Source organism: Pseudanabaena sp. PCC 9330 (assembly GCF_055795045.1).
This window is the reverse complement of sequence record NZ_JAYFES010000111.1, coordinates 1-24,443: the sequence shown is the minus strand read 5'-3', so window position 1 is coordinate 24,443 and position 24,443 is coordinate 1. Positions and strand designations below refer to the sequence as shown.

The following is a 24,443-nucleotide window of genomic DNA, read 5'->3' as shown; positions in this document are numbered from 1 at the left end:
GCGAGCCTCAATGAGTCCTGACTACATGCTCACTGTCCTTGCTGCAGGGCTCGCAACCTAGCACAATGTCTCGATAGTTTTCTTGCGCTTACCCTGGAGTTATATCGACTCCATCTTACGGGCACCATGGCCGATTGGTTTCCTCAGGGCGCTCATCCAACTGAGCAACTAGATCAGGAGCCAAGTGCTGAGAGCAGGTCTTAGTGCTGGAAGTTTTTCAATAGTACCAATTAGTAGTTTCAGGGTGGTAGCGAACAGTAGAACAGAGCAGATAGGTAGTGCAGAGCAAGACATTAATTTTTGAAAATTGGAATAAGCCAAGCTGCCACTATAGTGAACAATAGGGCCGTTTCGAGGCCAATCAGGGCAGACCGAGACTGCCACCATCCCAACCAAGGTTTTGGCCAGTAACGAGCCCACCACTGAGCCACCTGCTGGGGCCAACGGGTAGGACTGTCTTGGTCTCGGTAGCGCCACTGCACTATGGAAAGCAGCAACGGTACTCCCCCAACTTTGGCATTTATCAGCAGGTGAAGAGCGATCGCGGCCACCATCACAACCCAAGAGATGAGATGGGCGTAGTACCATCCGTGGTTCAACTCGCCTTCAGGCAGCCATTTTTCATCCATCATCTTGCCGCTAAAGAGGGCAAAGGTTAAAGCTAAAAGTGCCAGGGTATTGAAGACGCGATTTAGCGTATACCACCAGATTGGCTGACCGATTTTAGTGAATGTCGCCAGGGAGTTGGCCTGGATTAAACGCCTTTGACCTGGTCGACAGACATAGACTACAAAAGCTGGAAAAATTAGCAAAGTCCAGAGGCCAAAAGTGCCGTGGATGCCCTCAATAGCCTGAAAACTTGGCAATGGAACAGTTCCCCAACGGCCATCGTAGGCGTTATAGGTCCAAAATGCGGTCAAGATAGAAGCAACTAGACATAGCCCCGTTAGCCCATGCAAAAAACGTAATAGCAGGGGTTGATAAGGTTGCGTTGGGCTCATAGTGGCGCACTGATTATTTTCTAGATAGTGAGATCGTCTAGCCAGAAGATTATAGACAATCTCAACCACAGTTAGATATGGTTTTTATCTATTCACAGGATAGCTTCACCAAATTCAAGCTTAAATCCTAAGAAAATGAATCAAAAATGAAAAACTCGAAGTTTCTATTCATTCTGAAAATGACAGCATGGCTGGATATTCTTAGCTAACCAGCAAAACTTCTCAGCCAGAATTTTGAAAGGTCGCCCTTGGCTGCAGAACGCTTCGCGAACGAGGAGCAAGCCGCGCTCCTAGGCTCTGAAAGCCAGATCGGCTCCTCTTTGCTTCTGGGCTGTGGTGTGCATGTAGCAATCCAGAATAACCTGTGAGAATGATCAGTATAATCACTGAGGATTCATAGGATCCTATTGAAAATCACTTGGCGATAGCAATCCGACTTGATTCATACAGGGGAAAGAGGCCTCTCGCCTGCCCTACGGATTTTCACGATTCACGCAGGATCGCCATAGCTCAATTTCAATCACCTGGGCCAGCCAGCCCCGGCAGTCGTTGACGCTGATGATGGCGCTGATGCGAGGCCCGTCAACTCAAACGAGGCTGAAGCCACCTTACTCAAAGGCCACTACCCAACCCACGTCAAAGTCTTTGATGCCCAGCAGGCTGTCTTCATTTCTTATCGCAAGATCTGCCCCCAGGGGAACGACATCGCTCAACTGCGGGAAGCAAAAATCCAAGTTTCATGACTTCATTTTTTACAGCTCCTAAGCCATTTTTTATGGATATTTTCTGCTACGGTCCGCCAATTGTCGTAAGTGTTTGTGCGGTCTTCTGACTATAAGCAAATTGAGGGCAAGCCTTGGGCATGCTAACTACACGCTTGGCCCTATGCAGGTCACCGCTCTGACGGGTCAGGCTGCCCTGGGGATTTTAGCCACTCCTCAATGAACAAAGAGGGGTTGGGCAAAGGGACTGTGCCGCTGTCTTGTTGTTGCCTGATTTAACCGTGTCACTAACGCCCGATGGGTGCACTGCAAGTACTGGTACTGGCCCGTCGCCCCAGCGCGACCAGGGTAGACGCTCACTGTTAAACACCCAGGGGCAAAGCCTATTTGACATGGCCCTAGATGCCATGATGATTACCGACGACCAGGGCCGCTATGTCGATGCTAACCCGGCTGCCTGCAAACTACTGGGGGTTGAGTTAGATCGGCTGATTGGCCGGACGATCGCTGATTTTTGTGTGGTGCCCTCTGGAATTGATCTGTCTCAGCAGTGGCAGTTGTTTTTATCCCAGGGCCAACTTCAAGGAGAAGTCATTCTGCGGGGAAATCACGGGGAAGACCGAATTGCTGAGTTTTCTACTACGGCTAATTTTTGCCCCCATCATCATCTCTCTATTTTGCGAGATGTGACCGAGCGCAAACGCGCAGAGGTTCTAAAGCATCGGCTCAGCCAGGTGATCACCCAGCAGGTAGAAGCAAGCACACGAGCGTTGCAGGCATTGCAGACTCAGCTAGAAGCCGAGCACGCGCTGCTAGAGAGCATCGTTAATACGATCGACGGTGTGGTGTGGTCGGTCGATCTGCAAACCATGACCACCCATTATATGAACTCTGCCTCGGCGACGCTCTACGGCTATGCGTCAGAGGCATTTTTGGCTGACCATGGCCTCTGGCGTCGCCTAATTTTGCCAGAAGACCAGCCTAAAATCGATGCACTGCTTAACCAGTTAGCCAATCAGGCCAGTCACGACATAGAGTATCGCATTACCCATGCCGACGGTGGCATTCGATGGGTGCGCGATCGCTCAAAGGTGACCTACAACACCGATGGCCGACCGGTGCGGCTCGACGGCATTGCCACCGACATTACCGCCCAAAAGCAGCTAGAGGAGGCGCTGCGGCTAAGCGAAGGACGACTGCGCGCCATCTTTGACCAAGCGGCCATTGGCATCAATCAAGCAGGGTTAGACGGGTACTTTTTGCAGGCTAACCAGGCCTACTGCAACCTGCTGGGCTATAGCGAAGCTGAACTGTTACAGCTGCGCTACCAAGACATTGCCCACCCCGCCGAAGTAGAGGCCACCGAAACCGCCATTGCCCAACTGCTGAAAGGCGAGACCTCCTCGGTCACCTTAGAGAAGCGCTACTTTCACAAAGACGGCAGTGCCCGGTGGACTAATCTAGTGTTGTCCATTTTGCGGGATGCTAAGGGGCAACCGATCTCAGATCTGGCGATTGTGCAGGATATTAGCGATCGCAAGCGAATAGAGAACGAGCTGCAGCGCACCAAGCTTTTTTTAGAGCAGACCAATACGGTAGCTCGGGTGGGCGGCTGGGAAGTTGACCTCCGGCAGGGCACTATTTACTGGACTGCCGTCACGCGAGAAATTCACGAGGTAGATGGTGGTTTTCAGCCGACGCTAGCAACGGCCATAGGCTTTTACTGTGAGGGGGTTAACCGCCAGCGCATTGCCACGGTCATTCAGCAAGCTTGCCAAACGGGTCAACCCTGGGATGAGAAGTTGCAAATAGTCACCGCCCAGGGCAATTTGCTGTGGGTGCGATCGCTGGGGCAGGCAGAATTTGTGAGCGGCACCTGCGTGCGCATCTACGGAGCATTGCAGGATATTGACGACCAAATGCGCGCCGAAATGCAGCTCCAAGATCTCACTCAGCAGCTCCAAAAGGCCAACGCTAAACTCAATCGACTGGCCACCACCGACGCCCTCACCCAGGTGTCTAACCGCCGCTATTTTGACCAGATGTTAACCCAGGAGTGGGCAGTGGCACAGCGAGACCAAACCCCCTTAGCCCTGATCATCTGCGATGTCGATCACTTTAAAGCCTACAACGACCACTATGGCCACCCGGCAGGCGATCGCTGTTTGCAGCAAATCGCCCAAATCATGAAAGCCTCTGTGCATCGACCAGGGGATGTGCTGGCTCGCTATGGCGGTGAGGAGTTTGTCATACTACTGCCTAGAACAACGACCGCAGGGGCGATCGCGGTGGTGACAAAAATTCAGGCTTGCCTAGCAGCAGCAAACTTACCCCACGGAAACACCTCGGGAACCGGCCACATCACTCTCAGCTTTGGTTTAGCCGGTGGTATACCGCAGCAAGGGCAGCCCTGCGATGACCTGCTGGCCGCCGCCGACGCTGCGCTATATCAATCAAAGCTGGCCGGGCGCAATCAGTGCCATATTGCTGAGACCTGCAACGACTCTCCTTAGAGTAGACGCTCCAGCAAATGGTCGCCCACTCGCAGGGCATTGGCGATTACCGTCAGCGCTGGCCCCACGCTAGAGCTAGAGGGGAAAAAGCTGCTGTCAACCACGTAGAGGTTATCTAACTCGTGGGCGCGGCAGTGGATATCGAGCACCGAGGTGGCGGGGTCTGTGCCCATGCGGCAGGTGCCGCACTGGTTGGCCATCGCTGGCAGCGGTACCTCGCCCCGGGGGTGCATGCCCGATCGCGAGAACAGGCTGCTCTCCTTCTCCACCGCCTTGAGCACGTCGAGCCAGCGGTACACCAGGCGATCGTGGGCTTCGGCATTGTTGGCAGCAAAGTGGACCGTGAGCTTGCCGTTCTTGACCTCCACCCGGTTTTTGGGGTCGGGCAGCACCTCGGTCATGGCCCACCAGGCAATGGATCGGGTCGCCAGTTGCTTGAGCCCAAAGTTGGGCATGAACTTGGTAATCAGCGAGAGAACGGGCGGCGACTCGGCAAAAATGGCGTCTTGCAGTACCCCGCCCATGTTTTGAATGTGGCCCATGGGGTAGGCAAACTGGCCATCGCCCCAGTAGTAGTCGTTGATGCCCACCGATCGCGGAAACTTGCCCGAGTTGGGCTGGGCCGTCACCTCTACAATCGAGCTCATCGTGAGCTTCATCAGATTGCGGCCCACCTGGTCAGAGCCATTGGCCAGGCCGCTGGGGTGCTTTTCATTGGCCGATTGCAGCAGCAGCACCGCCGAGTTGATCGCCCCGCAGGCCAGCACAATGATGTCGGCGGTGAAGATATAGGGCTGGCCGTTGACCTCCGCCTGCACTGCTTTGACGGCTGTGCCCGATGGGTTAGTGAGAATCCCTGTAGCCTTGGCGGCGGTCTTAAGGGTAACGTTGCCAAAGTCCAGGGCTGGATTCACCCCAAACACCTCCGCATCCCCCGTTGGATCATCCTCCCGCAGCGACAGCGACATGGGCAACGGGTAGGGATGACATCCCTGCTTGGCAATGCCCTCGACCACTGGCTGAATGGTGGGGTCGTGGGCGATCGCCGGGTAGGCATAATCACTGCTGCGGGAAGGTTCCGTAGGGTCTACCCCGCTCTGGCCATGCACCTGGTACATGGCCTCGGCCTCGGTGTAGTAAGGCTCCAGATCGCCGTACTTCAGCGGCCATTCCGGCGAAATGCCGTCCTGGTGGTTCACCGTCTCAAAGTCCTTTTCGCGCATGCGCTGGAGGGCAGCCCCGTAGATCTTGGTGTTGCCGCCGATCGCATACTTCATCTGGGGTGTAAAGGGCTCGCCCTCGCCGTCGTACCACTGCTCCGGGGCGTGGTAGCGCTGCTTTTGAAAGATATCCACATCGCTGATGTTTTGCTCGTCGAGGGGCATGGCGTCGCCCCGCTCTAGCAGCAAAATGCGCTTGCCCGACGGGGCCAGCTTGCGGGCTAGGGTGCCGCCCCCCGCCCCGGTACCCACAATAATCACGTCGTAGTGCTGGTCGTCGAGAATCATGGTGCTTCCCTATAAAAGTTCAGGTGGAAAATATATCGGGTGGGTGCCATCCCGCAGAAATCCAGGCTTGCCTGACCGTAACGGCATAGGGATTATTGATCTGTAGGGCACCAACAGTAGCGCGACCTATATCCGTTTTGCCCTCAATCAAAATACCGCCGCTAATCCATCCAAAATGCTGTTCCCAGATTTGTAAACGGGGATTGAAGAGATTTACAGTGCGGTGGGTAACAGGATCTTTTGCCTTGGTCTGAGTGCCCTTATATGAATTGCATAACCGACAGGCCAGCCACAAATTTTCCTCATCATCAGAACCACCCGCAGCTTTAGGAACAATATGGTCAATTTCTAAAACGCCCAATACATACTTCTGCTGGCTGAGGCAATATCCACACCGGTTACTAGCACCAGATCTGACTCTCTCTCGAACTTCTAAACTAATTTGGCTCACTCGCTTAACGGCTCAATCAACTCTCGTTTCACAGCCTCGCCTAGGGCTGTCGCTTTCCGCAGTAATCCCTCTTGGTAGATCTGTATTAGAGTTGCTAACTCTAGCTGTTCAGAGCTAGTTAAAGTGACCTCTTGTTGGCGATCGAGCAACAGACTAAGCCGCTGATCATCATCTGGCTCCATTTGTAATTGGGTTAAGGCGATCACCTCTTCATCCGCTAAGGATGCGATCGGGGCCAGCATTAGCACTTCTTCGCGAATAGCTGGTATTGAGATCAAAATCGAGTCTGCTAAAACACTTGCCACATCCCGATTAGCCAGGTGAGCAAAGCGCTCAGCCCGTTGGTAGACCTCATCTGGCAGTGTGATCGTGACTTGAGTGCTCATTGTAGATACCTAGGCAAAGTTTTTTTAGGTGGTCTCCGGCTCCCTTTTCCTCAGGGAGAGGGGCTAGGGGTAAGGGCCACAACTACTGCCACACGTAGATCAAGATAAATAGAATAATCCAGATCACATCGACAAAATGCCAGAAGAGTGAGGTCGCTGCCACGCCCACTTCGCCATTGTCGTAGTTGCCCGGAATAAACGATCGCCCCAGCATAATCCCCTGCATCAGCACCCCGGTGAGCACATGCAGCCCGTGGAACCCGGTCAGCAAATAGAACGTGCCGCCATAGAGCCCGTCGGTAAAGCCAAACTCTAGCCCCTGCCATTCCACCGCCTGGCCGTAGAGAAAGAAACTGCCCATGGCCATGGTCAGCAGCCAAAAAGCGCGGAAGCCCCAGAGGTTTTCTTTGTGCAAAAAGCGCTCGGCAATATAGATCACAAAGCTGCTCGACACCAGCACAATGGTGTTGATAAACGGCTCGCGCACCTCCAGTCCCTCTACCCCGGCGGGGAGCCAGTCGGTGGTGGTGGTTTTGTAGACAATGTAGCCCACAAAAAAGCTGAGAAAAATCACGCTCTCTGACAGCAGAAAGACAATGAAGCCAAACATCAGATGTTCGCCTTCCTCGTGGTGTTCGGCGGCGGGGACAGTAGCCGCTGTATTGAGGTTTGAATCGAGGTTAACTGAGCTCACTGGCCAACTCCGTAGACGCCATTTGGGAAGCAATCAAAGGTTCGTTTTTGCCGTAGCCGTAGGGTTCAGACACCACGGTGGGAATCTCAGCAAAATTTTCATGGGGCGGCGGCGAGGCCACCAGCCACTCTAGGCCAATCGCTCGCCAGGGATTCGCCGGAGCCTTCTCGCCCAAAATCCAGGAGCTGATCATATTCAGTAAAAAGGGCAAGGTTGAAACCCCGAGCAAAAAGCCCCCCAAGCTAGCCAGCACATTCCAGTAGGCAAACTCGGGGTCGTAGGAGGCCACCCGGCGCGGCATGCCCATCAGCCCGGCGAAGTGCATGGGCACAAAGTTGAGGGCCACCCCGGCAAAGGTGAGCACAAAGTGCAGCTTGCCCAGCCCTTCGTAGTACATGCGCCCCGTCATTTTGGGGAACCAGTGGTAGATGGCGGCGTAGATGCCCATCACCGCCGCGCCGTAGATCACGTAGTGAAAGTGGCCCACCACAAAGTAGGTGTTGTTGACGTGGATATCAAAGGGCACCGAGGCCAGCATAACGCCGGTAATGCCCGCAAACAAAAAGTTCACCAGGCCGCCCAGGGCGAACAGCATGGGCGTAGTAAGGCGAATTTTGCCGCCCCAGATGGTGGCCACCCAGGCAAAAATCTTCACCCCGGTGGGCACCGAAATTAGCATGGTGCTGGCCATAAACAGCATCCGCATCCAGCCGGGGGTGCCGCTGGCAAACATGTGGTGCACCCACACGATCGCACTCAGCCCGGTGATGATAAACGACGACACCGCCACAAAGTGGTAGCCAAACAGCGGCTTGCGGGCATACACCGGAAACAACTCCGAAAACACCCCAAACACCGGCAGAATAATCACATACACCGCCGGGTGCGAGTAAAACCAGAAAAAGTGCTGAAACAGCACCGGATCGCCCCCCTTGGCCGGGTCAAAAAAGCTGGTGCCCACCGTCAGGTCAAACAGCAGCATCACGGCTCCCGCCGTTAGCGCGGGCAGGCCAAACAGCTGAATGGTCTGGGCCGCCGCCACCGCCCAGCAAAACACCGGCATCTTAAAAAAGCCCATCCCCGGTGCCCGCATGCGAATGATGGTGGTGACAATGTTCACCGCCCCCATAATGCTGGAAATGCCGGAGAGGGCCACCGCCAAAATCCACAAAAACTGGCCGTTGACCAGGTTGCCAGTGGGGTTTTGCAGGCTCACGGGCGGGTAGGCCCACCAGCCCGACTGGGACGGCCCACCGGGCACCAAAAAGCTGGCCATCAGAATCACCCCAAACACCGGCACCAGCCAAAAGGCCACCGCATTCAGACGGGGGAAGGCCATGTCCCGCGCGCCAATTTGCAGGGGCACCAGGTAGTTGGCCAGCCCGTTCAGCACCGGGAAAGTCCACATGAACAGCATGATGGTGCCGTGCATGGTGAACAGGGCGTTGTACACCGTGCGATCGACCAGGTCGGCCTCGGGGGTAATCAGCTCGCCGCGCATCACCATGGCGAGAAAGCCGCCGATGAGAAAGAACACAAAGGCGACGACGATGTACTGAATGCCGATGACTTTGTGGTCGGTGCTGAAGCTAAAGAACCGCCGCCAGTTTTCCGGCTCGCCGGGGACGGGCTGCTCGCGCTTGGGGGCGGTGTCGAGGGTAAGGTCGGTCATGGGGAAGGGGCGGTAGGGGAGGAGTTTTGAATGTTGAGTTTGAGTTTGAGTGGTAGCCGTAGGGTGGGTTAGGCGGTCGGGGTTGGGGCTGGGGACAGGTTAATTAGGGGCCGCCGTAACCCACCGTTGGAGAATCGGGCTTGCGCTAGGGTCTGAGAACGGGAATCTCTAGTGAACCGGGGAAGTAGCGAAACCCGACGGTGGGGTTGTTGGGTTGCACTTCGTTTCACCCAACCTACGATCGCTCAGGGTTAAAGCCTGGGAACCGGGATCTCCGGGGAACCGGGGAAGTTCACCAGGGGCGACCGGGCGGGGGTAATGGTCTTCCAGCCGGGGCGGTCTTCGCGGTTTTCTACCTTGACCTGGTACTCGTCGTAGGAGGGGTTGAGGCCGGGCTGGGGCGGATTGGCGGCAGCTTCCCTAAGCCACTGCCGGTACGCCTCGGAGGATTCCACCACCACATTGGCCTGCATGGCGGCGAAGTAGGTGCCGCTGTACTGGGAGTCGCGCAGGCGATAGACGCCCTCGCGAATGGGGGTAAACTCAAAGTCGATTTTGCGGCCCGGAATCACGTCCTGCTTGACCCGAAAGGCTGGGACAAAGAAGCCGTGGAGCACATCCTCGGAGGTGAGGGCGAGTTTGGCGCGGGTGTTGTTGGGCAGGTGCAGCTCGGTGCTAGTGACCCCCGCTTCGGGGTAGTAGAACTCCCAGACCCACTGGCGGGCGTGGACTTCGATCGGTTCGGGTTCTGGGGAGGCTTGAGCCACCATCGGGGCAGCGATCGCCTCTCCCATATGCACGTGCTCCATCGGCCCCAAGATACCCATCTCGTCGTAGATCTTGTAGCTGTAGCCCGCAATCCAGATCACCAGCACGATAGGGATGGCTGTCCAGACAATCTCCAGCTTGAGGTTGCCCTCAATGGGGGGGCCGTCGCTTTCGTCGTACTTGCCCGCCCGCTGAAACAGCACCGAGTAGGTCAGGGTGCCCGCCACGCCTAGGAAGATAAAGGTGCCCAGGGTGGTGAGAAAGCTAAACAGATCGTCCACCAGCAGGGCTTCTGCGGAGGCGGGTTCGGGCATCCAGGAGTAGGAGAGTTGCCCCACCCAGAGGCTGGCGAGGGCCAAAACGGCGGCGATCGCACCCAATTTCAACATCAACCGAATGTTCACAATTCTAGAACCCCTTCGGCAACAGCACATTCAAAATCGTCAAATCTTCCCCGGCCCGCAGCAGACGAGCGGCGCTGATGTGCACGCCAAACTCCCCGGCCAAGTGCGCCCCCAGGGTGCCGTGGGCAAACATCAGTACAAATACCCCCAGCCCCGTCAGCAGGTACGACCACTGCACCTGGCGAGCCCGATCTTTGCGCCAGACGTAGCGCTGAAAGCCCCGCCAGATCGCCATGCCGGTGATCAGCGCCAGCAGCACCACGCCGCCCACCCCGTGCCAGAGCATGGTTTCCAAACTTTCTAGCCCCCAGGCGCTAGTGCCCTCGGTAGGGGGCTGGGCCAGCAGCATTTCGTAGAACCCTGCGGCCACCGTCGGAAACGTGACGATCGCCGCCGCCACCATATTGAACCAGCCCACATCAAAAAAGTTGGAGCGAGTAGCCGGGATGGCCAAAAACTTAAACACCCGCTTCTCAAGGGGAAACAGCGCCCCAACGATATCAAAGCTGATCGCCACGATGAACAGCCCCAGCGTCAAATGCACCATGTTGGGGTGGATGGGCAGATAGTAGGGCAACCCATTTGGCCCCAGCTGATCGGCCAGTTGATCAATCAAATCGGCACTCATTACAGCACTCCGTCGCGAATTGCTTCCACCACCTCCACGGTGTGCAGGCCGTAGATCCACACCAGCTTGTCGCCCAGGTAGGTTTGAACAAACACCAGCCCGGTGAGAAAGGCCCCAGCCCCCAGATAGGCCATAGGAAGCGTCTGAGGGTCTTTCATCCGCAGCACGTAGCGCCAGCCGGTAATGGCGGCAATAATGCCCGACAGCGACCAACCCAAAATGGTGTGCAGGTTGAGGGTGGACTCGGCGGCGGGGGCGTAGGGCAGGGCCAGCCCCGCTTCCACCTGGCCAAAGATCACCGCGATAAAAATAGAGACGGTGGCAAAGGCCATGTTCCACCAGCTGACTTCAAAGTAGCGGGGGTTTTTGGTGAAATAGCCAATCACATCGCACACAAAGGCAAACAGCGCCATAGCGATGACAAAGTGCACCACGATGGGGTGCAGAGTGTCGGGGTAGGGCAGATTGTGCTCGTTGAGGGGGGGCAGATACTCAAACACAGGGGGCTTTCCTTGGGGGTAGGGAGCTTGAGCAGGGTGAAACGATACGGTTAGAGTGTAGCGCCTGGGTGACTTTTAGGCTGGCCGCAGTTTGAGCATAACAAGCTGTTCTGGATTGGGTAGGTATCACAGCTATCAGTCACTGGAGCCATGGGGGATGTGGGCAGATTGTCGCATTGGTGAGGTAATGCTGGGGTGTATTTTTATGAAATAAACCAGATCTACCCCCGCCGGGGGGCATCTCCGCAGACGGGCAATCTACGGCCACTCTAGGAAGTGCGATCGCGACCGCTTACACTTTATATATAGACAGGCGTGCTGCGCTAAAGCCGCCAGTCTCTCAACCTTATTGGGTAGTATTTGACTATGTTCACGATTGAGTTGACCTTAAAGCACACAGCTATGCCCCTCTCGGTGCAAAAAAAAGACCAGGGTGACGCCGAGGCCACCTACAACTCCATTGTGGAGACTCTGCGCAACGGCGGTAGTCAGCTGATTGAGGTCGCCTGCGACCAGCAGCCCAACAAGCGTGTCAGCATACTGGGCAGCGAGCTGGCAGCGGTACAAATCTACGAGAAGAGCGGCACCGCTACGGCATCGGGTCGGCCACCGGGGTTCTTTGCTCTCAGCGGCGACCAGTAGCGGAGTTGGCAGCAAGTGACGGGTGTTTCAAGTCTGGCCACAGGGGCTATTCAAGTCAGCAATGTGCAGTTTGACTGGCCCTCGGGCCAGCCGGTGCTGCAGGGATGCTCGTTGACGGTGCAGCCCGGCGAATTTTGCATGCTGCTGGGCAACAACGGCAGCGGCAAGTCTACCCTGCTCAAGATTTTGGGGGGGTTGCTCACGCCCCAGGGCGGCGAGTGGGCGATCGACAAGCCAGTGGGGTTTGTGTTTCAAAACCCTGACCACCAGCTGGTGATGCCCACGGTGGGGGCCGATGTGGCCTTTGGCCTGGTGGATGAGCACTTGCCCATGGCCGAAATTCGCCATCGGGTCGACGATGCTCTAGCAGCTATTAACCTGCTGGAGCTCAAGCGGCGGCCTATCTATGCCCTCAGCGGTGGGCAAAAGCAGCGGGTGGCGATCGCCGGGGCGATCGCCCGCCACTGCCACGTACTCTTGCTCGATGAGCCCACCGCCCTGCTCGACCCCGACAGCCAAATCGACTTAGTCAAACGGGTGCGCGATCTGGTCAAGCAGCGAGGGCTGACCGCCCTGTGGGTGACCCACCGCCTGGTAGAGCTCGACTACTGCGATCGCGCCTTTTTGTTAGAAAATGGGCGCGTACTCGACGAGGGCGACCCCCAGGTTTTAAAACAGCGCCTCCAGAGCTAACGGGTTGCCATACTCTACTCGCCACAGTAGGCAATCAGATCAATCTCGACATCACCATAGCCCGCCAGGGCCGTCACCCCCACAGTGGTGCGGCTGGGCATAGGGGCACCGCCAAAGTATGACTGATACATAGCATTCACCACCTCGTAGTAGCGAAAGTCGGTGACAAAAATGCGCGCCATCACCACCTTGTTAAAGCCGCTGCCCGCGTGGGCCAGCACCAGGGCGAGGTTCTCCATCACCCGGCGGGTCTGATCTTCAATCGAGCCTTTGACGACTTTACCCGTAGCTGGATCTTCGGCTAGCTGCCCGGTAACAAACAAAAAATCTCCCGCCCGCACCGCGTGGGAGTAGGGTGCCACCGGGGGCAGCACGTCATTGGGCAGGGTCATAAACTCCAGCATGGGCAACTACCGCAAACAACAGCCATTTAGTTTAGAGTAGGCAGGCCCAAGTTTAACCGTTCCATATTGTTTGTCACCTATTTTCGTTCGGCTAACCGGCAAAGCCCTATACCAAATTTGAATTCCATCCCCCCGATGCCTAACTGGCCAACCTGTAGGGCGTCGGTGTAGCCTGGCCGCCGTTCGCCCTGCTAAATCGGGGGTAGACGAGCAGGGTTTGGTCTGAGCGGCAGCGTGATCTGCATTCGCTAAAACAACAATTTGACCACCCCTTGGGCTAGCCGCCCGGCTAGGGAAAAGAGACGGGTAAGGGTTGCCCCCGCTACGTCACTGTAGGGTTGCGAGGCTCCTCGTTACCCAGGCCATGTTGTCACGATCTAGCCAGCGCGTCTTTACGCAGCCATGGGGTGAGACTGCTTCGCTGGTTCAGGCCAGCGCTATACTCAGACCAGTTACAGGCTCGGTACTACATCGGCATCAGGTTTTGGGTGGTCGTTAAACCCTAGACCATGGCCCCGTCCGTACCCCTCCTTTCATGCAACAGCGCCGTCCCTATGCCAACCGTTACTTTTCCTCTGGCTTACTTGCAGCGGCTCACCGCCACTCCTCCTGAAATGTTGGCGTTGCAGGCTTTTGACTACGGCCTCAATGCCACGCTTAAGGGGCCAAACCTTGAGGTTGAGGTCACGGCTGAGCGTCCAGACTTGTTGGCGGCAGAAGGGTTTACCCGGGCGATTAACATCTATAACGGCCTAGCTCGGACGGTGCCTCACCCGCTGCCGTCATCGGGGCGGCAGGTGACAGTACTGCCAGCGGTACTGCCCCTGCGCCCTCACATTGCCGCCCTGGTGGTGCGGGGGGCTGACCTCCAGGCGGGAGGGCTAGAAGTGCTAGTGCAATTTCAGGAGAAGGTTACCCAAACGTTTGGACGACAGCGCAAAAAAATTGCGATCGGGGTCTATGACCTCGATCAAGTGGAGGGTAACTTGACCTACGGTGCAGAGTCTCTAGATAGCTTTAGTTTTGTGCCTCTGGGCCAGAGCGAGGCTATGACGGCGCGTCAGATTTTAGAGACTCTCCCCTCTGGCAAGGTCTATCGATCTGCAATCCCAGCGGGCGACCTAGCCCCTGTGCTCCGCGATGCCAACGGCGCGGTGCTTTCCTTCCCACCCATCATTAACGCAGCAGGCGTGGGAGCAATCACCGCCGCCACCCGCAATTTATTGATTGATGTCACGGGCATTGTGGCCCGATCTGTAGTCGAGACCGCCAACATCTTGGCCCACAATTTTTTAGACACTGGTGCCCAGGTGCAAACCGTAGACATCATAGCCGCCGAAGGTAAAACGATCACCCCCGGTCTAGCCCGTCGCCCGATACAGTTTTCGGCCAAATATCTAAACGAAATCATGGGTACGGCCATTCCTAAAAGCAGTCTGGGAAATGTGCTCTCCCGAATGGATCTCGATGTCAGCGGCACCGATGTGGTGTACGTGCCCACCTACCGCACTGACATATTGAGCCAAGTTGACCTCGCTGGCGACCTCTTGGTAGCCCTGGGCATTGGCAATCTCCAAGCCGAGCCCCTAACGGTAAAGTTTCACCTGGGCGAGGCTGCCCCTCTGCGGCAGGCGATGTTTCGGGTGGGCGACCTGGCCCAGCGTATGGAGCTGACGGAGGTCAAAAGTTTTGTGCTCACCGACCCCGATATTCTCGATTTGTTTGCTGTCCCCTATCTGCGAGCCGATAACGCCAAGAGTCGCACCTTTAGCGCTACCCGCACCAACCTCCAAGCCGGGCTACTAGACATATTGGCCCGCAATATCAGCGCCCCCAAACCCATCAATATCTACGAGACAGGTGAAGTGCTGCGGTTTACTCCAGCGGGTGAGATTCAAGAGAGCCAAGGCTGGGGTTTTGCCAGCCTCGATGCCCGGGCCTCGTTTAGCACCGCCAAGGCCTATATGCAGACCATGCTCAAGGCCCTGAATCTGAGCTACGAGCTGGTTGTCTGTGATGCCCCTTACTACATCTCTGGTCGCGCCGCCACGGTACTGGTGGGTGGGCAATCCGTGGGCGAGTTTGGCGAAATCCACCCCCAGTTGTTGGAATATTTCTCGTTTCCTGAGCCGGTTTGTGCTGGGGAGCTAGACTGCTCTGCCAGTTTGGGCGGCGGCGCTGGGAGCTAGCGCTGATCTGGGCTCCTCCGGTTTCGCCTTGGGGGCGCTGGGGTTATGTGAGTTGGGTTTGGTATGAGGCGCTGGGGAATCGGCGCTCTCAGCCAACCCGTGAAGAATCGCCGCCACGCTCTCTGGCGTCATGGGCATAATGGTAACGATCCACCATGAGGGCAACTTCACCTATGCGACTACTACACACCATGCTGCGGGTCGGCGACCTGGATCGTTCTCTCAAGTTTTACTGCGATGTGCTGGGTATGCAGCTACTGCGCAAGAAAGACTATCCCGGCGGCGAGTTTACCCTGGCCTTTGTAGGCTATGGCGACGAGGCTGACCACACAGTGCTAGAGCTCACCCACAACTGGGGTGTAGAGGCTTACGACCTGGGCGAGGCTTACGGCCATATTGCTCTGGGGGTTGACGACATCTACGCCACCTGCGAGCAGATCAAGGCCCAGGGTGGCCAGGTGGTGCGCGAGCCTGGCCCGATGAAGCACGGCTCTACGGTGATTGCCTTTGTGCAAGACCCCGATGGCTATAAGGTGGAGCTGATTCAGTTGGGTAGCTCCGATGGGCATCGCAGAGCCGCAGAGCCAGAGATGGCGGTGAGCTAATCGGCTAAACCTGAGCTCAAATCGGCTGACTATCCTACAGGGCTAGGGCGACCAGACCAGTGACGCCCAGCCCCAGCCCCAGCAATGCAGTGCGACGGGTGAGGGCTAGGGCGGCAAGAATGCGATCGCCCGTAATCGGCTGCACCGGATCTCCCAGCAGCGGTTTTTCTTTTATTTGGCCTCTATACATATTTTGCCCTCCCAGTTGCACCCCCAGGGCTGCCGCGTAGGCGCATTCGCTCCACCCTGCGTTGGGGCTGGGGTCAGCCGGGGCGTCGCGGCGGCACAGGCGCAAAACCTGGCGGGGCTGGCCCGACAGCAGGGCAATGGTGAGCACAGTTAACCGGCAGGGCAGCCAGGTCAGCACATCCTCAAAGCGGGCGCTAAACCAGCCTAAGTAGGTGTAGGGCGCATCCCGATAGCCCACCATCGAGTCGAGGGTGCTAGCGGCTTTGTAGGCCAGGGCCAGGGGCACACTGCCCCAGGGCAAAAAGGCCCCGACCAGGGCGTAGAACAGGGGCGCAAGCACGCCGTCAGTGGCGTTTTCGCTCACTGTCTCTAGCACGGCCCGCAAGATCTCTGGCTCATCGAGGTGCTCAGTGTCGCGGCCCACGTAGAGGGCGAGCGTTTGCCTGGCCGTGAGCATGTCTCCTGTCGCCAGCGGTGCTAGCACCTCATTGGCTGCCCGTCGCAGGCTGCGTCCGGCAAAGCAGCTGGCTAACAGCACGATTTCAGCCGCCATCCCGATCGCAGGATGAATCATTGCCGCCAGGCGTATGGCCCACCAGCCCGCCAGCCCGCTGCCGAGAATTATACCCAGACCCAGGATTACGCCCAGCCCTCGTTCTGCCCTGGGGGACAGTTTGCGCTGTTGAATGCCCTCACTCCCCCAGGCGATCGCCTGACCGATCGCCTGTACCGGATGGGGCCAGCCCCAGGGGTCACCCACCAGGCGGTCTAGCCCAGCCGCCAGCACCAACACCAAAGCCCGGTCAATCCACAGTTCGCTAGACCACAAAGCTGACATCATCTCCCTGGGCCGCCTGCCAACTGCGAGCATCGAAATACAAGTCTTCTAGGGAAATACTATAGAGGGCTTCTTTGAGCTTTTGCGACAGGCGGTTCCACACGGCAAAGGTAACCCAGTCTTCGGCCTGGTCGGCTTGGGGGCTGTGGCGAGGTAGCGGGTCGATTTGCTCACCCACCGCCTCAAGAATTTGGCCTAAAGAGATCTGGTCGGCGGGCTGAGCTAGCCGGTACCCCCCCTGGGGGCCGCGCACCGACTCCACAATCCCTGCCCGCCGCAGGTCGATCAGGAGCTTTTCGAGGTAAGGGGGGGGCAACCCCTGGCGCTGGGCAATGGTGGCCACTGAGATCGGCTGGCGGGGAGCATGGAGGGTTAGATCTAGTAGGGCTTTGACGCTGTAGTGGCCGCGAGTGGTTAATTTCATTGCGGGAGGTGGCCTCGGTCAGCAAGCCTTTCAATTATGGCGTTCAATGCTGGCGTAAGGTTGCCCAGATCTTGACCAGGCAACGCGCGATCGGGCGCCCATGGGACGCTCCTCAGCCCTAAATGCTGAGCTGAGTTGGGTATACCCGCCAGATAGCTAACTCAATCGAAGGAATCAAGGATCAAAGTACTAGCTTTGACTGGGGCATTTATAGCTTTGATAGATGAGTTGAGAAGACTACTATTTCAATCTCTATTGCAGAAAAGTAAGCCTGGCAAAAAAGAGCATGCAAAAAAGATTTTGCTGTAGTATCATTTGGCGTGCTGTTAATAGCATAAAACTTGAGCCAGCCCCAGAGTCGGCCTTAAAGTCAGCCAGTTACTGAAAAGCAACCAAAGACTGTTTCGGCGTCTAGCCCATAGTCCGGCAGATCGACTTCACTGTCATGCTCAATAGGTCTGAAACCAACCGTTGTGAACGAGAAGAGAGTTAATGGCTAACGCAACTCAGGTCAAACCACTGATCGGTGAAGAATTACTACAAAAGGTTAAAGAGCTAGACGAACTCAGCAAGGAAGATAAGGCCAAAGCCTGTGGTTATTACAGCCTGACCAACTCGGGGAGCCCTCGGGTCAACATGATGAAATTTCTCAATGCTCTCATTGAAGCGGAGGGAATTCAGCTTGACAGTACCCAAAATGGCAATGGGCGCGGTGGCCGCAGCGCCAGCTATCGGATTACTGTGCAGTCTAACGGCAATCTGTTAATTGGCTCTAGCTACACCAAGCAGATGGGGCTAAAGCCTGGGGATGAGTTTGAGATTACCCTGGGACGCAAGCACATTCGCCTTAAGCAGCTGGGTGATAACGGCGCTGTGATCGATGATGAAGAGGCCTAAACTACCTGTCGATCAGTGTGATCCGTTTTTAGGGCAGTTGAGTACAATGGGCAGGCTAGGTCTGTGGTGGGCTAGGTTGCCCATTGTTTCTCTGTGTTCAGGGAATTGTTTAATTTGGGTGTTGTCATTGCCTTAGGGCTGGGTAACGCTTAGGCAATGCATGGTGTTGTCCCCAAGTGTTGAAAAATACTAGGGTAGGAGTAATAACGGCGCAGGGTCTATCCGTTTGACCAGCTAGCCAAGAGTGTCTAGTAAAGTTTCAAAATACAGAATTCCACGGTTACTCTATGAACTTCCCTATAGTTTTAGATATTGCTCTAGGGCTGGTCTTTGTTTTTTTGGTTTTGAGCCTGCTGGCAAGTGAGATGCAGGAGATTATTGGCACGCTTTTGCAGTGGCGAGCTGAGCATTTGAAGCAGTCTATTGAGGTGCTGCTAGCTGGTAACGATCGCGATCGCGAAGAGTCAGCCCAGGCTCTGGCCGATGCCCTCTACGAAAGTCCTTGGATTCGCAGTTTAAATCAGGAGGCTAAGGGGCCAATTTCGCGATCGTTCCGGGGTATTTCGCACTTTATTGGCCGTATCTATCGCCGCCTTACAGGCCAGCGCAATGTGTTTGGGGTGGGCAGAACTAGCGGGCCTTCCTACATTCCCTCCGAGGCCTTTGCCAACAGCCTGATGGAGCGTATGCAGCTGGGCAATCTCTGGCAGGTGCTGGCCAACGATCGCCTCTATGGGTTTACCCGCGATCGCATCTTAGCCCCGGTGACTAATATTCTCAGCGACCTCAAGGCCAATACCGGCAATGAGTTTTTGCTCAATGCCGAACTCCAGCAGCTAGAGCAAAACGTTCACCAAATCATGGATGACTTTAAGCTGGGCATTGTCTCTCTGCCCGAAAGCCTAGATCGCCTGGTGACCCGGCTGGAGGATTTTCGCCTGATGGCCGAAGATGTACTGCCCGAAAATCATCCCCTGACGGAGACGTTTTTGCGCCGTCTAGAGTACATTCAGCGGGGGCTGGCCAGCACCTCTACAGAACGGGCGGCATTGCTCAGCAAGCTGTACCCCAATGTGGCCCAGCTGCTAGACATATTCGACACCAACAGCCCAGCCTACGCAGAGCTGGGTCGGGTAGCCCAGAGGGGTAGCCCAGAGGCACAAGCCCTGCTCGATCGTCTGGGTAAGGCTACGATCACCCCAGCCCTGCGCGACAGTCTAGCGGCGATCGCTCGCAAGAGCGAGGTCACTGCCGAGACCGTTCGAGATGACGTACAGCAGTTTGGTCGCGAGATTGAAAAGTGGTTTGACCGGGGGATGGATCGAGCCACCGGAGTCTACAAGCGCAACTCCAAAGCCGTAGCCCTGCTGATCGGTATCGCCACGGCGGTCTCGATCAATGCCGACTCATTTCACATTGCCACTCGCCTGGCCGTTGACCCAATATTGCGCACTTCTATCACCCAGACCGCCGATCGTCTCGTGGCCGACGCCGAGGGCGACCTCAGCCAAAATCTCGATCAGGTACAGACGGCAGTCAACCAGGCCCTCGACGAAATTCCCTTTCCCCTGGGCTATGGTGAGGTGGTTGTGCAGCAGCAGCTAGCGGCAGAGCAGTCGTGGCCAGTTCCCCTGCTTCCCCGCCGACTGTTGGGGTGGCTGGTGAGTGGGTTTGCTATTTCTATGGGGTCTACTTTTTGGTTTAACCTGCTCAAAAAAGTGGTCAACGTTCGCAACTCTGGCGATAAAGGAGACTAGTGGGATGGATGGATGGATGAAAGCATCGGTAGATGCTAACCATGCCAGTCGCGACTTAGCCGGATCAGCCAGCCCAGACATGACACTTCTCCCGGCGGCTGATGAATATGTCTGTAGTCGGCCCCTCAATCTCTATAAAGCTCCGGCCCTCGACGGCTTGGTAACCCAGGCGGCCACAGGCCGACATCTACGGCTGTCACCGTCTCCTAGGGCAGGGGCCTGGGCTGTCACCCTCTGTGAAGACGGCTACCCCGGCTGGATCAGCGCTGGCGATCGCGTGACCCTAGAGCCGGCCACCGCTCCCTACCGTGCCCCAGTCCTCGATCGCGCCACCATTGCCCCCCGCCTCAGCGAGGTGATGGCCTTTACCCACCGGGCCATGGCGACCCCAAATACCTACCTGTGGGGCGGCACTGTGGCCCCTAACTACGACTGCTCTGGGCTGATGCAGGCAGCCTTTGCCTCGGTGGGGGTGCGCCTACCCCGCGACTCCTACCAGCAGGAGGCCTTTACCCAGGCGATCGCCTGGGGTGACCTAGAGCCAGGCGATTTGATCTTTTTTGGCACTCCGGAGCGCACCAAGCACGTCGGCCTCTACCTGGGGCAAGGTCGCTATATTCACAGTTCAGGGGCCGACCAGGGCCGCAACGGCATCGGTATCGATTCGCTCGACGATCTGTCGCATCCCGTCAGCGCCGCCTACCACGCCCAGCTGCGCCGACCAGGCCGGGTCATGACCAGCTATTGCCCTTGACTGGCGAGAGGCATAAGCCTTGAGGAGACGGGGAATCAGCCTGAAACTCTAGCATCTGCCGCCTTCCTTCAGAATGAAATGGGCCTAGACGCCGCTGACGTAGTAGTCGCGGGTGCCCTTGGCGTTGAGGGCGTCGCCCAGACGTTCTAGAGCATGTACGTAGGCAGCCGTGCGGGGGCGAATCTCGAGATCCTGAGCGATCTTCCAGATGCTTTCGGCCTCGGTCACCATCATAGACTTGAGACGGTTGTTGACGTCTTCTACCGACCAGTAGAGGCCGCTGCGGTTTTGTACCCACTCAAAGTAGCTCACCGTCACCCCGCCCGCATTCACCAAAATATCGGGGAAGACGTAGATACCTTTGGCGGACAAAATGTCGTCGGCTTCAGAGGTGATAGGGCCGTTGGCCACTTCAAAAATGTAGCGGGCCTGAATGGCGTCGGCATTTTCGGCGGTAATTTGGTTTTCCAGGGCCGCTGGTATCAGAATATCTACATCCAGCTCTAGCAACTCTTCGTTGGTAATGGTGGTGTGATCGTTGACGATATTGCACACCGTCCCCTCGCAGTAGACGGCCTTGAGGCTGCGGGTCGAGGTTTTAAACTGCTGAATGCTGGGGATATCTAGCCCCGAGGGTGAATATACGCCCCCCTGGGAGTCGCTGACGGCCACGACTTTGTACCCGGCGTCAAACAGCAGCCGGGCGATCACGCTGCCCGCGTTGCCAAAGCCCTGCACCGCCACGGTGGTAGTTTGGGGGGAGCGGCCAAACTTGGCCATCATTGCCTGCAAAACGTAGAAAGCCCCGGTGCCAGTGGCGGTATCGCGGCCCTGGCTGCCACCCATGCTCAGGGGCTTGCCGGTGATCACGGCCGGACTGAGCTTGCGGCGAATGATGCTGTACTGATCCATCATCCAGCCCATGATCATAGGATTGGTGTAGACATCGGGGGCAGGGATATCGACGTCGGGGCCGATAAAGTTGGCGATCGCGTCAATGTACCCCCGACTCAGGCGCTCTAGCTCAAATTTCGACAGTTCCTTGGGGTTGACCGTCACGCCGCCTTTAGCCCCGCCTAAGGGCAGATTCAGCGCCGCGCACTTAAAGGTCATCCAAAACGCCAGCGACTGCACTTCGTCGAGGTTGACATCGGGGTGAAAGCGAATGCCCCCCTTGGTGGGGCCACGGGTGTCGTCGTAGCGCACCCGGTAACCCTGAAACACCTTCAGGGTGCCGTTGTCCATCCGTACCGGAATGGAGACCGTGAGGCTGGCCTTGGGGTAGCGCAGCCGCTCCGAGGCATCTTCAGAAATGGAAACGTATTTGAGCGCCCGCTCAAGACGGCGGTTGGCATCAGACAAAATTGAAGCGGCCATAGACTAACACCGGAGCAAAGGGAAAATGAAGCGGCGGCAATCAACCCAATCTAAGTTCAGAAGTGAGGGCCTGACTGTAGGAAAACGACAGATTCTGAGCTGGAGTTGGTATGGTTGCCGATATATTTATGGTTCCGCTAAGGGGAATCAGCTAAGCCAAAAAGCAATATTTTGTATTAAAAGCTACCATTTCACGCTTCTCACTGTTCCTCCTGCCCATTCCCGTGGTGGCTAACCGCTCCTTGCTTCTCGCAGGGGGCAGTCAGCCACCAGGCTAGAGTGGATGCCCCCTGACAGATTGGCGATCGCCCCTTTGTCCTAGGGTGCATCCATTTTGCCGGAGTTGTCTTTCTCTTTTCTCATGTCTAGTGCCATGGTGCAAATGCCTTCAGCAATATTGAGCGTTCATAACTCACCTGCTTCCTGGAGGGTGCGCTCGTAGAGTGTTTGGCTCATGCGAAAGCCTGCTTCATGGATTAAGCGATCTAGCAGTGGCTTGGCGGCGGAGACCAAACCCCGATTTTTGGCGTTGACGAGAATCCCCAAGAGGCCGCGAACCTTAAGACCGTGCTGCATGGCTATACGCCGACCTAAACGCTCATCAATTAATAGCCGATCGGCATGTAACTCGATGGCCAGGGCAATTGCAGCGGATTCCCCTGGGTCGAGGGTTTGCTCAAGGGCCCAGATTAGTTGAAGGTCTTGGGCGGCTTGTACCTCAAGCCAGCCTGCGGCCAATGCTGTGGCGATCGCAGGCCGAATTTCAGCGAACTGCATAAGCTCAGATTGGACAATCGGTGGCACCAGAATTTTGGGATAAATCTGCTGCAACAGATCAAGCTCACCAATAACTGCCAGATTGCTCAAGGGTGAGGTGTTGCTGACGATCGCCATTACCAACCTTCCTGGCGTAGGCTGGAAAGATCTTGCTCTAGCTCGTCAATGTCGTAGTGAATAGAGATGCCGCGACTGGCAATCAGTCGTTGAAATTCAATCTGATGGAGTCCGGCAATCTGGCTGGCTGTACCTAGGGTGATCCGCTCCTGCTGGAAGAGGGCGATCGCTAGTTCTGTGCGCAAATCGGTTTCTGTAAGTTGAATGTCGTCGGGCAAATCTAGCGTAATTTGCATGGTTTTGAGTCCGCTTAGTTTAATGATGGTTACTTCACATCTTCGCTGACGCCTTCGAGAAATGCGATCGCCCCTTTGCCCCAGGGGTTAGATTCGACAAAGTGTTCGCCGACTTTGATAGCTGCTTTTTTGCCGCCGTTCCACAGGCGTTTGAGGTTGAGGAAGTTTTGCCAACGGGTATCGATGCGCCGGACTTCGGTGTCGATGGTTTGGATGATGGCGGTTTCGTTGGTGAGGTGGGGATGTTGTTGCTGGAGTTCGTTGATGAAGTGTTTGTAGCCTGTTAGAAGGATCTCAAAGTTTTGCTCTGGGGCGTGGATGTGCTGAGTGAAGTCTTGCTGACTGCCTTCAGCCGCATAATTGACGCCGATTGTTGCGTTTTGCTGATTGAAAATTGGTGCTTTGTTGCTCATGATTGTTAGTTTTTCTACAGTTTGGATTGTTATCGTGTTTGCAATTATTTTGTCGCTTTGGCTGGGGGCAGTGTCGCCCTGCTGGCCTACCAGATAGGCTTGCCAAATTTCGTAGTTGTAGAACTTGCAGCGGTCTTGGATGGCAGAAATAGCTTTCCATAGGCAGCTCTCTGGTCGCTGACGGTGTAACTGCCAGAGGCTTTCCAAAAGCGAAGGGTTTCCGTTTTGTCCTAATGCTGCTGCTGCAAAATCACGATCGTTATCTCCAATATTGCGTAGAGCCATTAGCAAGCCATTCATAGCGCGCTCACTACCGATTCTAGCCAACGCTATCACTGCTTGCTTCCGCACGTCAGAATCTTGATCGCTCAAGGTTTTTGTTAAGCCATCAACAGCGCGATCATTAGCAATTTTTCCTAGAGCCATCGCCGAATTTCGACGGAACACAGAGCTAGTGTGCTCCAGAGTGCTTATTAAGTCATCAAGTTCTGTATGGCTGTTGATAGATATATGTCCTAGCGACACTTCCATAAGCATTCGAAGCTTAGAGTCAATAGTGCCTACATAGCTTAAAAAGCCCTCGATAGCGCTCTTGCTGCCAATGTTTATTAATGACTTTATCAGAAGCTGCTGCTGTTCAAGTTCATCAGTGCTAAAAAGGGCCTGTAGCAGGTGGTCAACAGTACGCTCGCTACCGATTTCTCCCAATGACTGCGCTGCATATTCTCGAACAGAAGTATCAGTGTCATTCAGAGCACTTAATAAGCTATGCATAGCACGCTCATTGCCGATTTTCCCCAATGCCTCTGCCGCATTTCTTCGAACCGAAGCCTCAGTGTCATCCAAGGTATTTAGCAGGCTATCTATAGCACGTTCACTACCGA

Annotated in this window: 24 protein-coding genes; 8 read left to right on the top strand and 16 right to left on the bottom strand. The window is 56.0% G+C overall.

Annotated features, from left to right (window positions below; genetic code table 11):
* Window positions 1-293 precede the first annotated feature (293 nt).
* Complete coding sequence (locus AC0QKW_RS16480) at window positions 294-1,001, bottom strand: cytochrome b/b6 domain-containing protein (protein ID WP_473152176.1); 708 nt, start codon at window positions 999-1,001, stop codon at window positions 294-296.
* Window positions 1,002-2,004: 1,003 nt separating this feature from the next.
* Between AC0QKW_RS16480 and AC0QKW_RS16475 the strand changes: the two genes are divergently transcribed.
* Window positions 2,005-4,236 (top strand): PAS domain-containing protein, encoded by a 2,232-nt coding sequence (locus tag AC0QKW_RS16475; protein ID WP_473152173.1) that lies wholly within the window; start codon window positions 2,005-2,007, stop codon window positions 4,234-4,236.
* Here AC0QKW_RS16475 and AC0QKW_RS16470 read toward each other — a convergent pair.
* From AC0QKW_RS16470 to AC0QKW_RS16435, 8 genes are all read right to left on the bottom strand, one after another.
* The gene (locus AC0QKW_RS16470; RefSeq protein WP_473152172.1) at window positions 4,233-5,744 is read right to left on the bottom strand and encodes a GMC oxidoreductase; all 1,512 of its coding nucleotides are present in this window, start codon (window positions 5,742-5,744) and stop codon (window positions 4,233-4,235) included. The genes AC0QKW_RS16475 and AC0QKW_RS16470 overlap by 4 nt on opposite strands.
* A 19-nt stretch (window positions 5,745-5,763) precedes the next feature.
* Window positions 5,764-6,195, bottom strand: coding sequence for an HNH endonuclease (locus AC0QKW_RS16465; protein ID WP_473152171.1), 432 nt, complete (start codon window positions 6,193-6,195; stop codon window positions 5,764-5,766).
* A complete protein-coding gene (locus tag AC0QKW_RS16460) occupies window positions 6,192-6,581 on the bottom strand; it encodes a hypothetical protein (RefSeq protein WP_473152170.1) in 390 nt (129 codons plus the stop codon). The genes AC0QKW_RS16465 and AC0QKW_RS16460 overlap by 4 nt, the downstream gene beginning before the upstream one ends.
* A gap of 82 nt (window positions 6,582-6,663) precedes the next feature.
* Complete coding sequence (locus tag AC0QKW_RS16455) at window positions 6,664-7,191, bottom strand: cytochrome c oxidase subunit 3 (RefSeq protein ID WP_473152175.1); 528 nt, start codon at window positions 7,189-7,191, stop codon at window positions 6,664-6,666.
* Between the two features lie 70 nt (window positions 7,192-7,261).
* Window positions 7,262-8,947 (bottom strand): cytochrome c oxidase subunit I, encoded by a 1,686-nt coding sequence (gene ctaD / locus AC0QKW_RS16450; RefSeq protein WP_473152169.1) that lies wholly within the window; start codon window positions 8,945-8,947, stop codon window positions 7,262-7,264.
* 251 nt (window positions 8,948-9,198) lie between these two features.
* Window positions 9,199-10,104, bottom strand: coding sequence for a cytochrome c oxidase subunit II (locus AC0QKW_RS16445; RefSeq protein ID WP_473152168.1), 906 nt, complete (start codon window positions 10,102-10,104; stop codon window positions 9,199-9,201).
* Window positions 10,105-10,123: 19 nt separating this feature from the next.
* Complete coding sequence (locus AC0QKW_RS16440; RefSeq protein WP_473152167.1) at window positions 10,124-10,747, bottom strand: DUF2231 domain-containing protein; 624 nt, start codon at window positions 10,745-10,747, stop codon at window positions 10,124-10,126.
* Window positions 10,747-11,247 (bottom strand): DUF2231 domain-containing protein, encoded by a 501-nt coding sequence (locus AC0QKW_RS16435; RefSeq protein WP_473152166.1) that lies wholly within the window; start codon window positions 11,245-11,247, stop codon window positions 10,747-10,749. Before AC0QKW_RS16435 ends, AC0QKW_RS16440 begins: the two co-directional genes overlap by 1 nt.
* Before the next feature lie 366 nt (window positions 11,248-11,613).
* Here AC0QKW_RS16435 and AC0QKW_RS16430 point away from each other — a divergent pair, with 366 nt between their 5' ends.
* Together AC0QKW_RS16430 and AC0QKW_RS16425 are read left to right on the top strand one after the other, a co-directional pair.
* Window positions 11,614-11,889 carry a UPF0367 protein family gene (locus AC0QKW_RS16430; protein WP_473152165.1) on the top strand — a complete coding sequence of 92 codons (276 nt, stop codon included), beginning with the start codon at window positions 11,614-11,616 and terminating at the stop codon, window positions 11,887-11,889.
* Window positions 11,890-11,922: 33 nt separating this feature from the next.
* Window positions 11,923-12,582 carry an energy-coupling factor ABC transporter ATP-binding protein gene (locus AC0QKW_RS16425; RefSeq protein WP_473152174.1) on the top strand — a complete coding sequence of 220 codons (660 nt, stop codon included), beginning with the start codon at window positions 11,923-11,925 and terminating at the stop codon, window positions 12,580-12,582.
* A gap of 14 nt (window positions 12,583-12,596) precedes the next feature.
* Here the strand turns inward: AC0QKW_RS16425 and AC0QKW_RS16420 are convergent, their stop codons facing one another.
* Window positions 12,597-12,986, bottom strand: a complete 390-nt coding sequence (locus AC0QKW_RS16420) for a RidA family protein (RefSeq protein WP_473152164.1) — start codon at window positions 12,984-12,986, stop codon at window positions 12,597-12,599.
* A 554-nt stretch (window positions 12,987-13,540) separates the two neighbouring features.
* On the opposite strand from AC0QKW_RS16420, the gene pheT reads away from it, so the two are divergent.
* Together pheT and gloA are read left to right on the top strand one after the other, a co-directional pair.
* Window positions 13,541-15,175 carry a phenylalanine--tRNA ligase subunit beta gene (gene pheT / locus AC0QKW_RS16415; protein WP_473152163.1) on the top strand — a complete coding sequence of 545 codons (1,635 nt, stop codon included), beginning with the start codon at window positions 13,541-13,543 and terminating at the stop codon, window positions 15,173-15,175.
* 173 nt (window positions 15,176-15,348) lie between these two features.
* Entirely contained in the window at window positions 15,349-15,780 is a 432-nt protein-coding gene (gloA, locus tag AC0QKW_RS16410) for a lactoylglutathione lyase (RefSeq protein ID WP_473152162.1), read from the top strand.
* A gap of 34 nt (window positions 15,781-15,814) precedes the next feature.
* Here gloA and cbiB read toward each other — a convergent pair whose 3' ends face one another.
* Both cbiB and AC0QKW_RS16400 read right to left on the bottom strand, forming a co-directional pair.
* Window positions 15,815-16,810: an adenosylcobinamide-phosphate synthase CbiB gene (cbiB, locus tag AC0QKW_RS16405; RefSeq protein WP_473152161.1), complete on the bottom strand. Its 996-nt coding sequence runs from the start codon at window positions 16,808-16,810 to the stop codon at window positions 15,815-15,817.
* Entirely contained in the window at window positions 16,788-17,231 is a 444-nt protein-coding gene (locus tag AC0QKW_RS16400) for an RrF2 family transcriptional regulator (protein ID WP_473152160.1), read from the bottom strand. The genes cbiB and AC0QKW_RS16400 overlap by 23 nt, the downstream gene beginning before the upstream one ends.
* Window positions 17,232-17,723: 492 nt before the next feature.
* Here AC0QKW_RS16400 and AC0QKW_RS16395 point away from each other — a divergent pair, with 492 nt between their 5' ends.
* From AC0QKW_RS16395 to AC0QKW_RS16385, 3 genes are all read left to right on the top strand, one after another.
* Window positions 17,724-18,128 carry an AbrB family transcriptional regulator gene (locus AC0QKW_RS16395; RefSeq protein WP_473152159.1) on the top strand — a complete coding sequence of 135 codons (405 nt, stop codon included), beginning with the start codon at window positions 17,724-17,726 and terminating at the stop codon, window positions 18,126-18,128.
* Between the two features lie 287 nt (window positions 18,129-18,415).
* On the top strand, window positions 18,416-19,885 hold the full coding sequence (locus AC0QKW_RS16390; RefSeq protein ID WP_473152158.1) for a hypothetical protein: 1,470 nt from the start codon (window positions 18,416-18,418) through the stop codon (window positions 19,883-19,885).
* A gap of 79 nt (window positions 19,886-19,964) precedes the next feature.
* Window positions 19,965-20,639 carry a C40 family peptidase gene (locus AC0QKW_RS16385; RefSeq protein ID WP_473152157.1) on the top strand — a complete coding sequence of 225 codons (675 nt, stop codon included), beginning with the start codon at window positions 19,965-19,967 and terminating at the stop codon, window positions 20,637-20,639.
* Window positions 20,640-20,723: 84 nt separating this feature from the next.
* On the opposite strand, the gene AC0QKW_RS16380 is transcribed toward AC0QKW_RS16385, so the two are convergent.
* The 4 genes from AC0QKW_RS16380 to AC0QKW_RS16365 all read right to left on the bottom strand — a co-directional run.
* Window positions 20,724-22,016, bottom strand: a complete 1,293-nt coding sequence (locus AC0QKW_RS16380) for a Glu/Leu/Phe/Val family dehydrogenase (RefSeq protein WP_473152156.1) — start codon at window positions 22,014-22,016, stop codon at window positions 20,724-20,726.
* A 405-nt stretch (window positions 22,017-22,421) separates the two neighbouring features.
* Entirely contained in the window at window positions 22,422-22,910 is a 489-nt protein-coding gene (locus tag AC0QKW_RS16375; RefSeq protein WP_473152155.1) for a PIN domain-containing protein, read from the bottom strand.
* Window positions 22,910-23,146 carry a UPF0175 family protein gene (locus AC0QKW_RS16370; RefSeq protein WP_473152154.1) on the bottom strand — a complete coding sequence of 79 codons (237 nt, stop codon included), beginning with the start codon at window positions 23,144-23,146 and terminating at the stop codon, window positions 22,910-22,912. The genes AC0QKW_RS16375 and AC0QKW_RS16370 overlap by 1 nt, the downstream gene beginning before the upstream one ends.
* A 29-nt stretch (window positions 23,147-23,175) precedes the next feature.
* Window positions 23,176-24,443: HEAT repeat domain-containing protein (locus tag AC0QKW_RS16365; RefSeq protein ID WP_473152153.1), on the bottom strand; the 1,268-nt coding region annotated here is incomplete at its 5' end.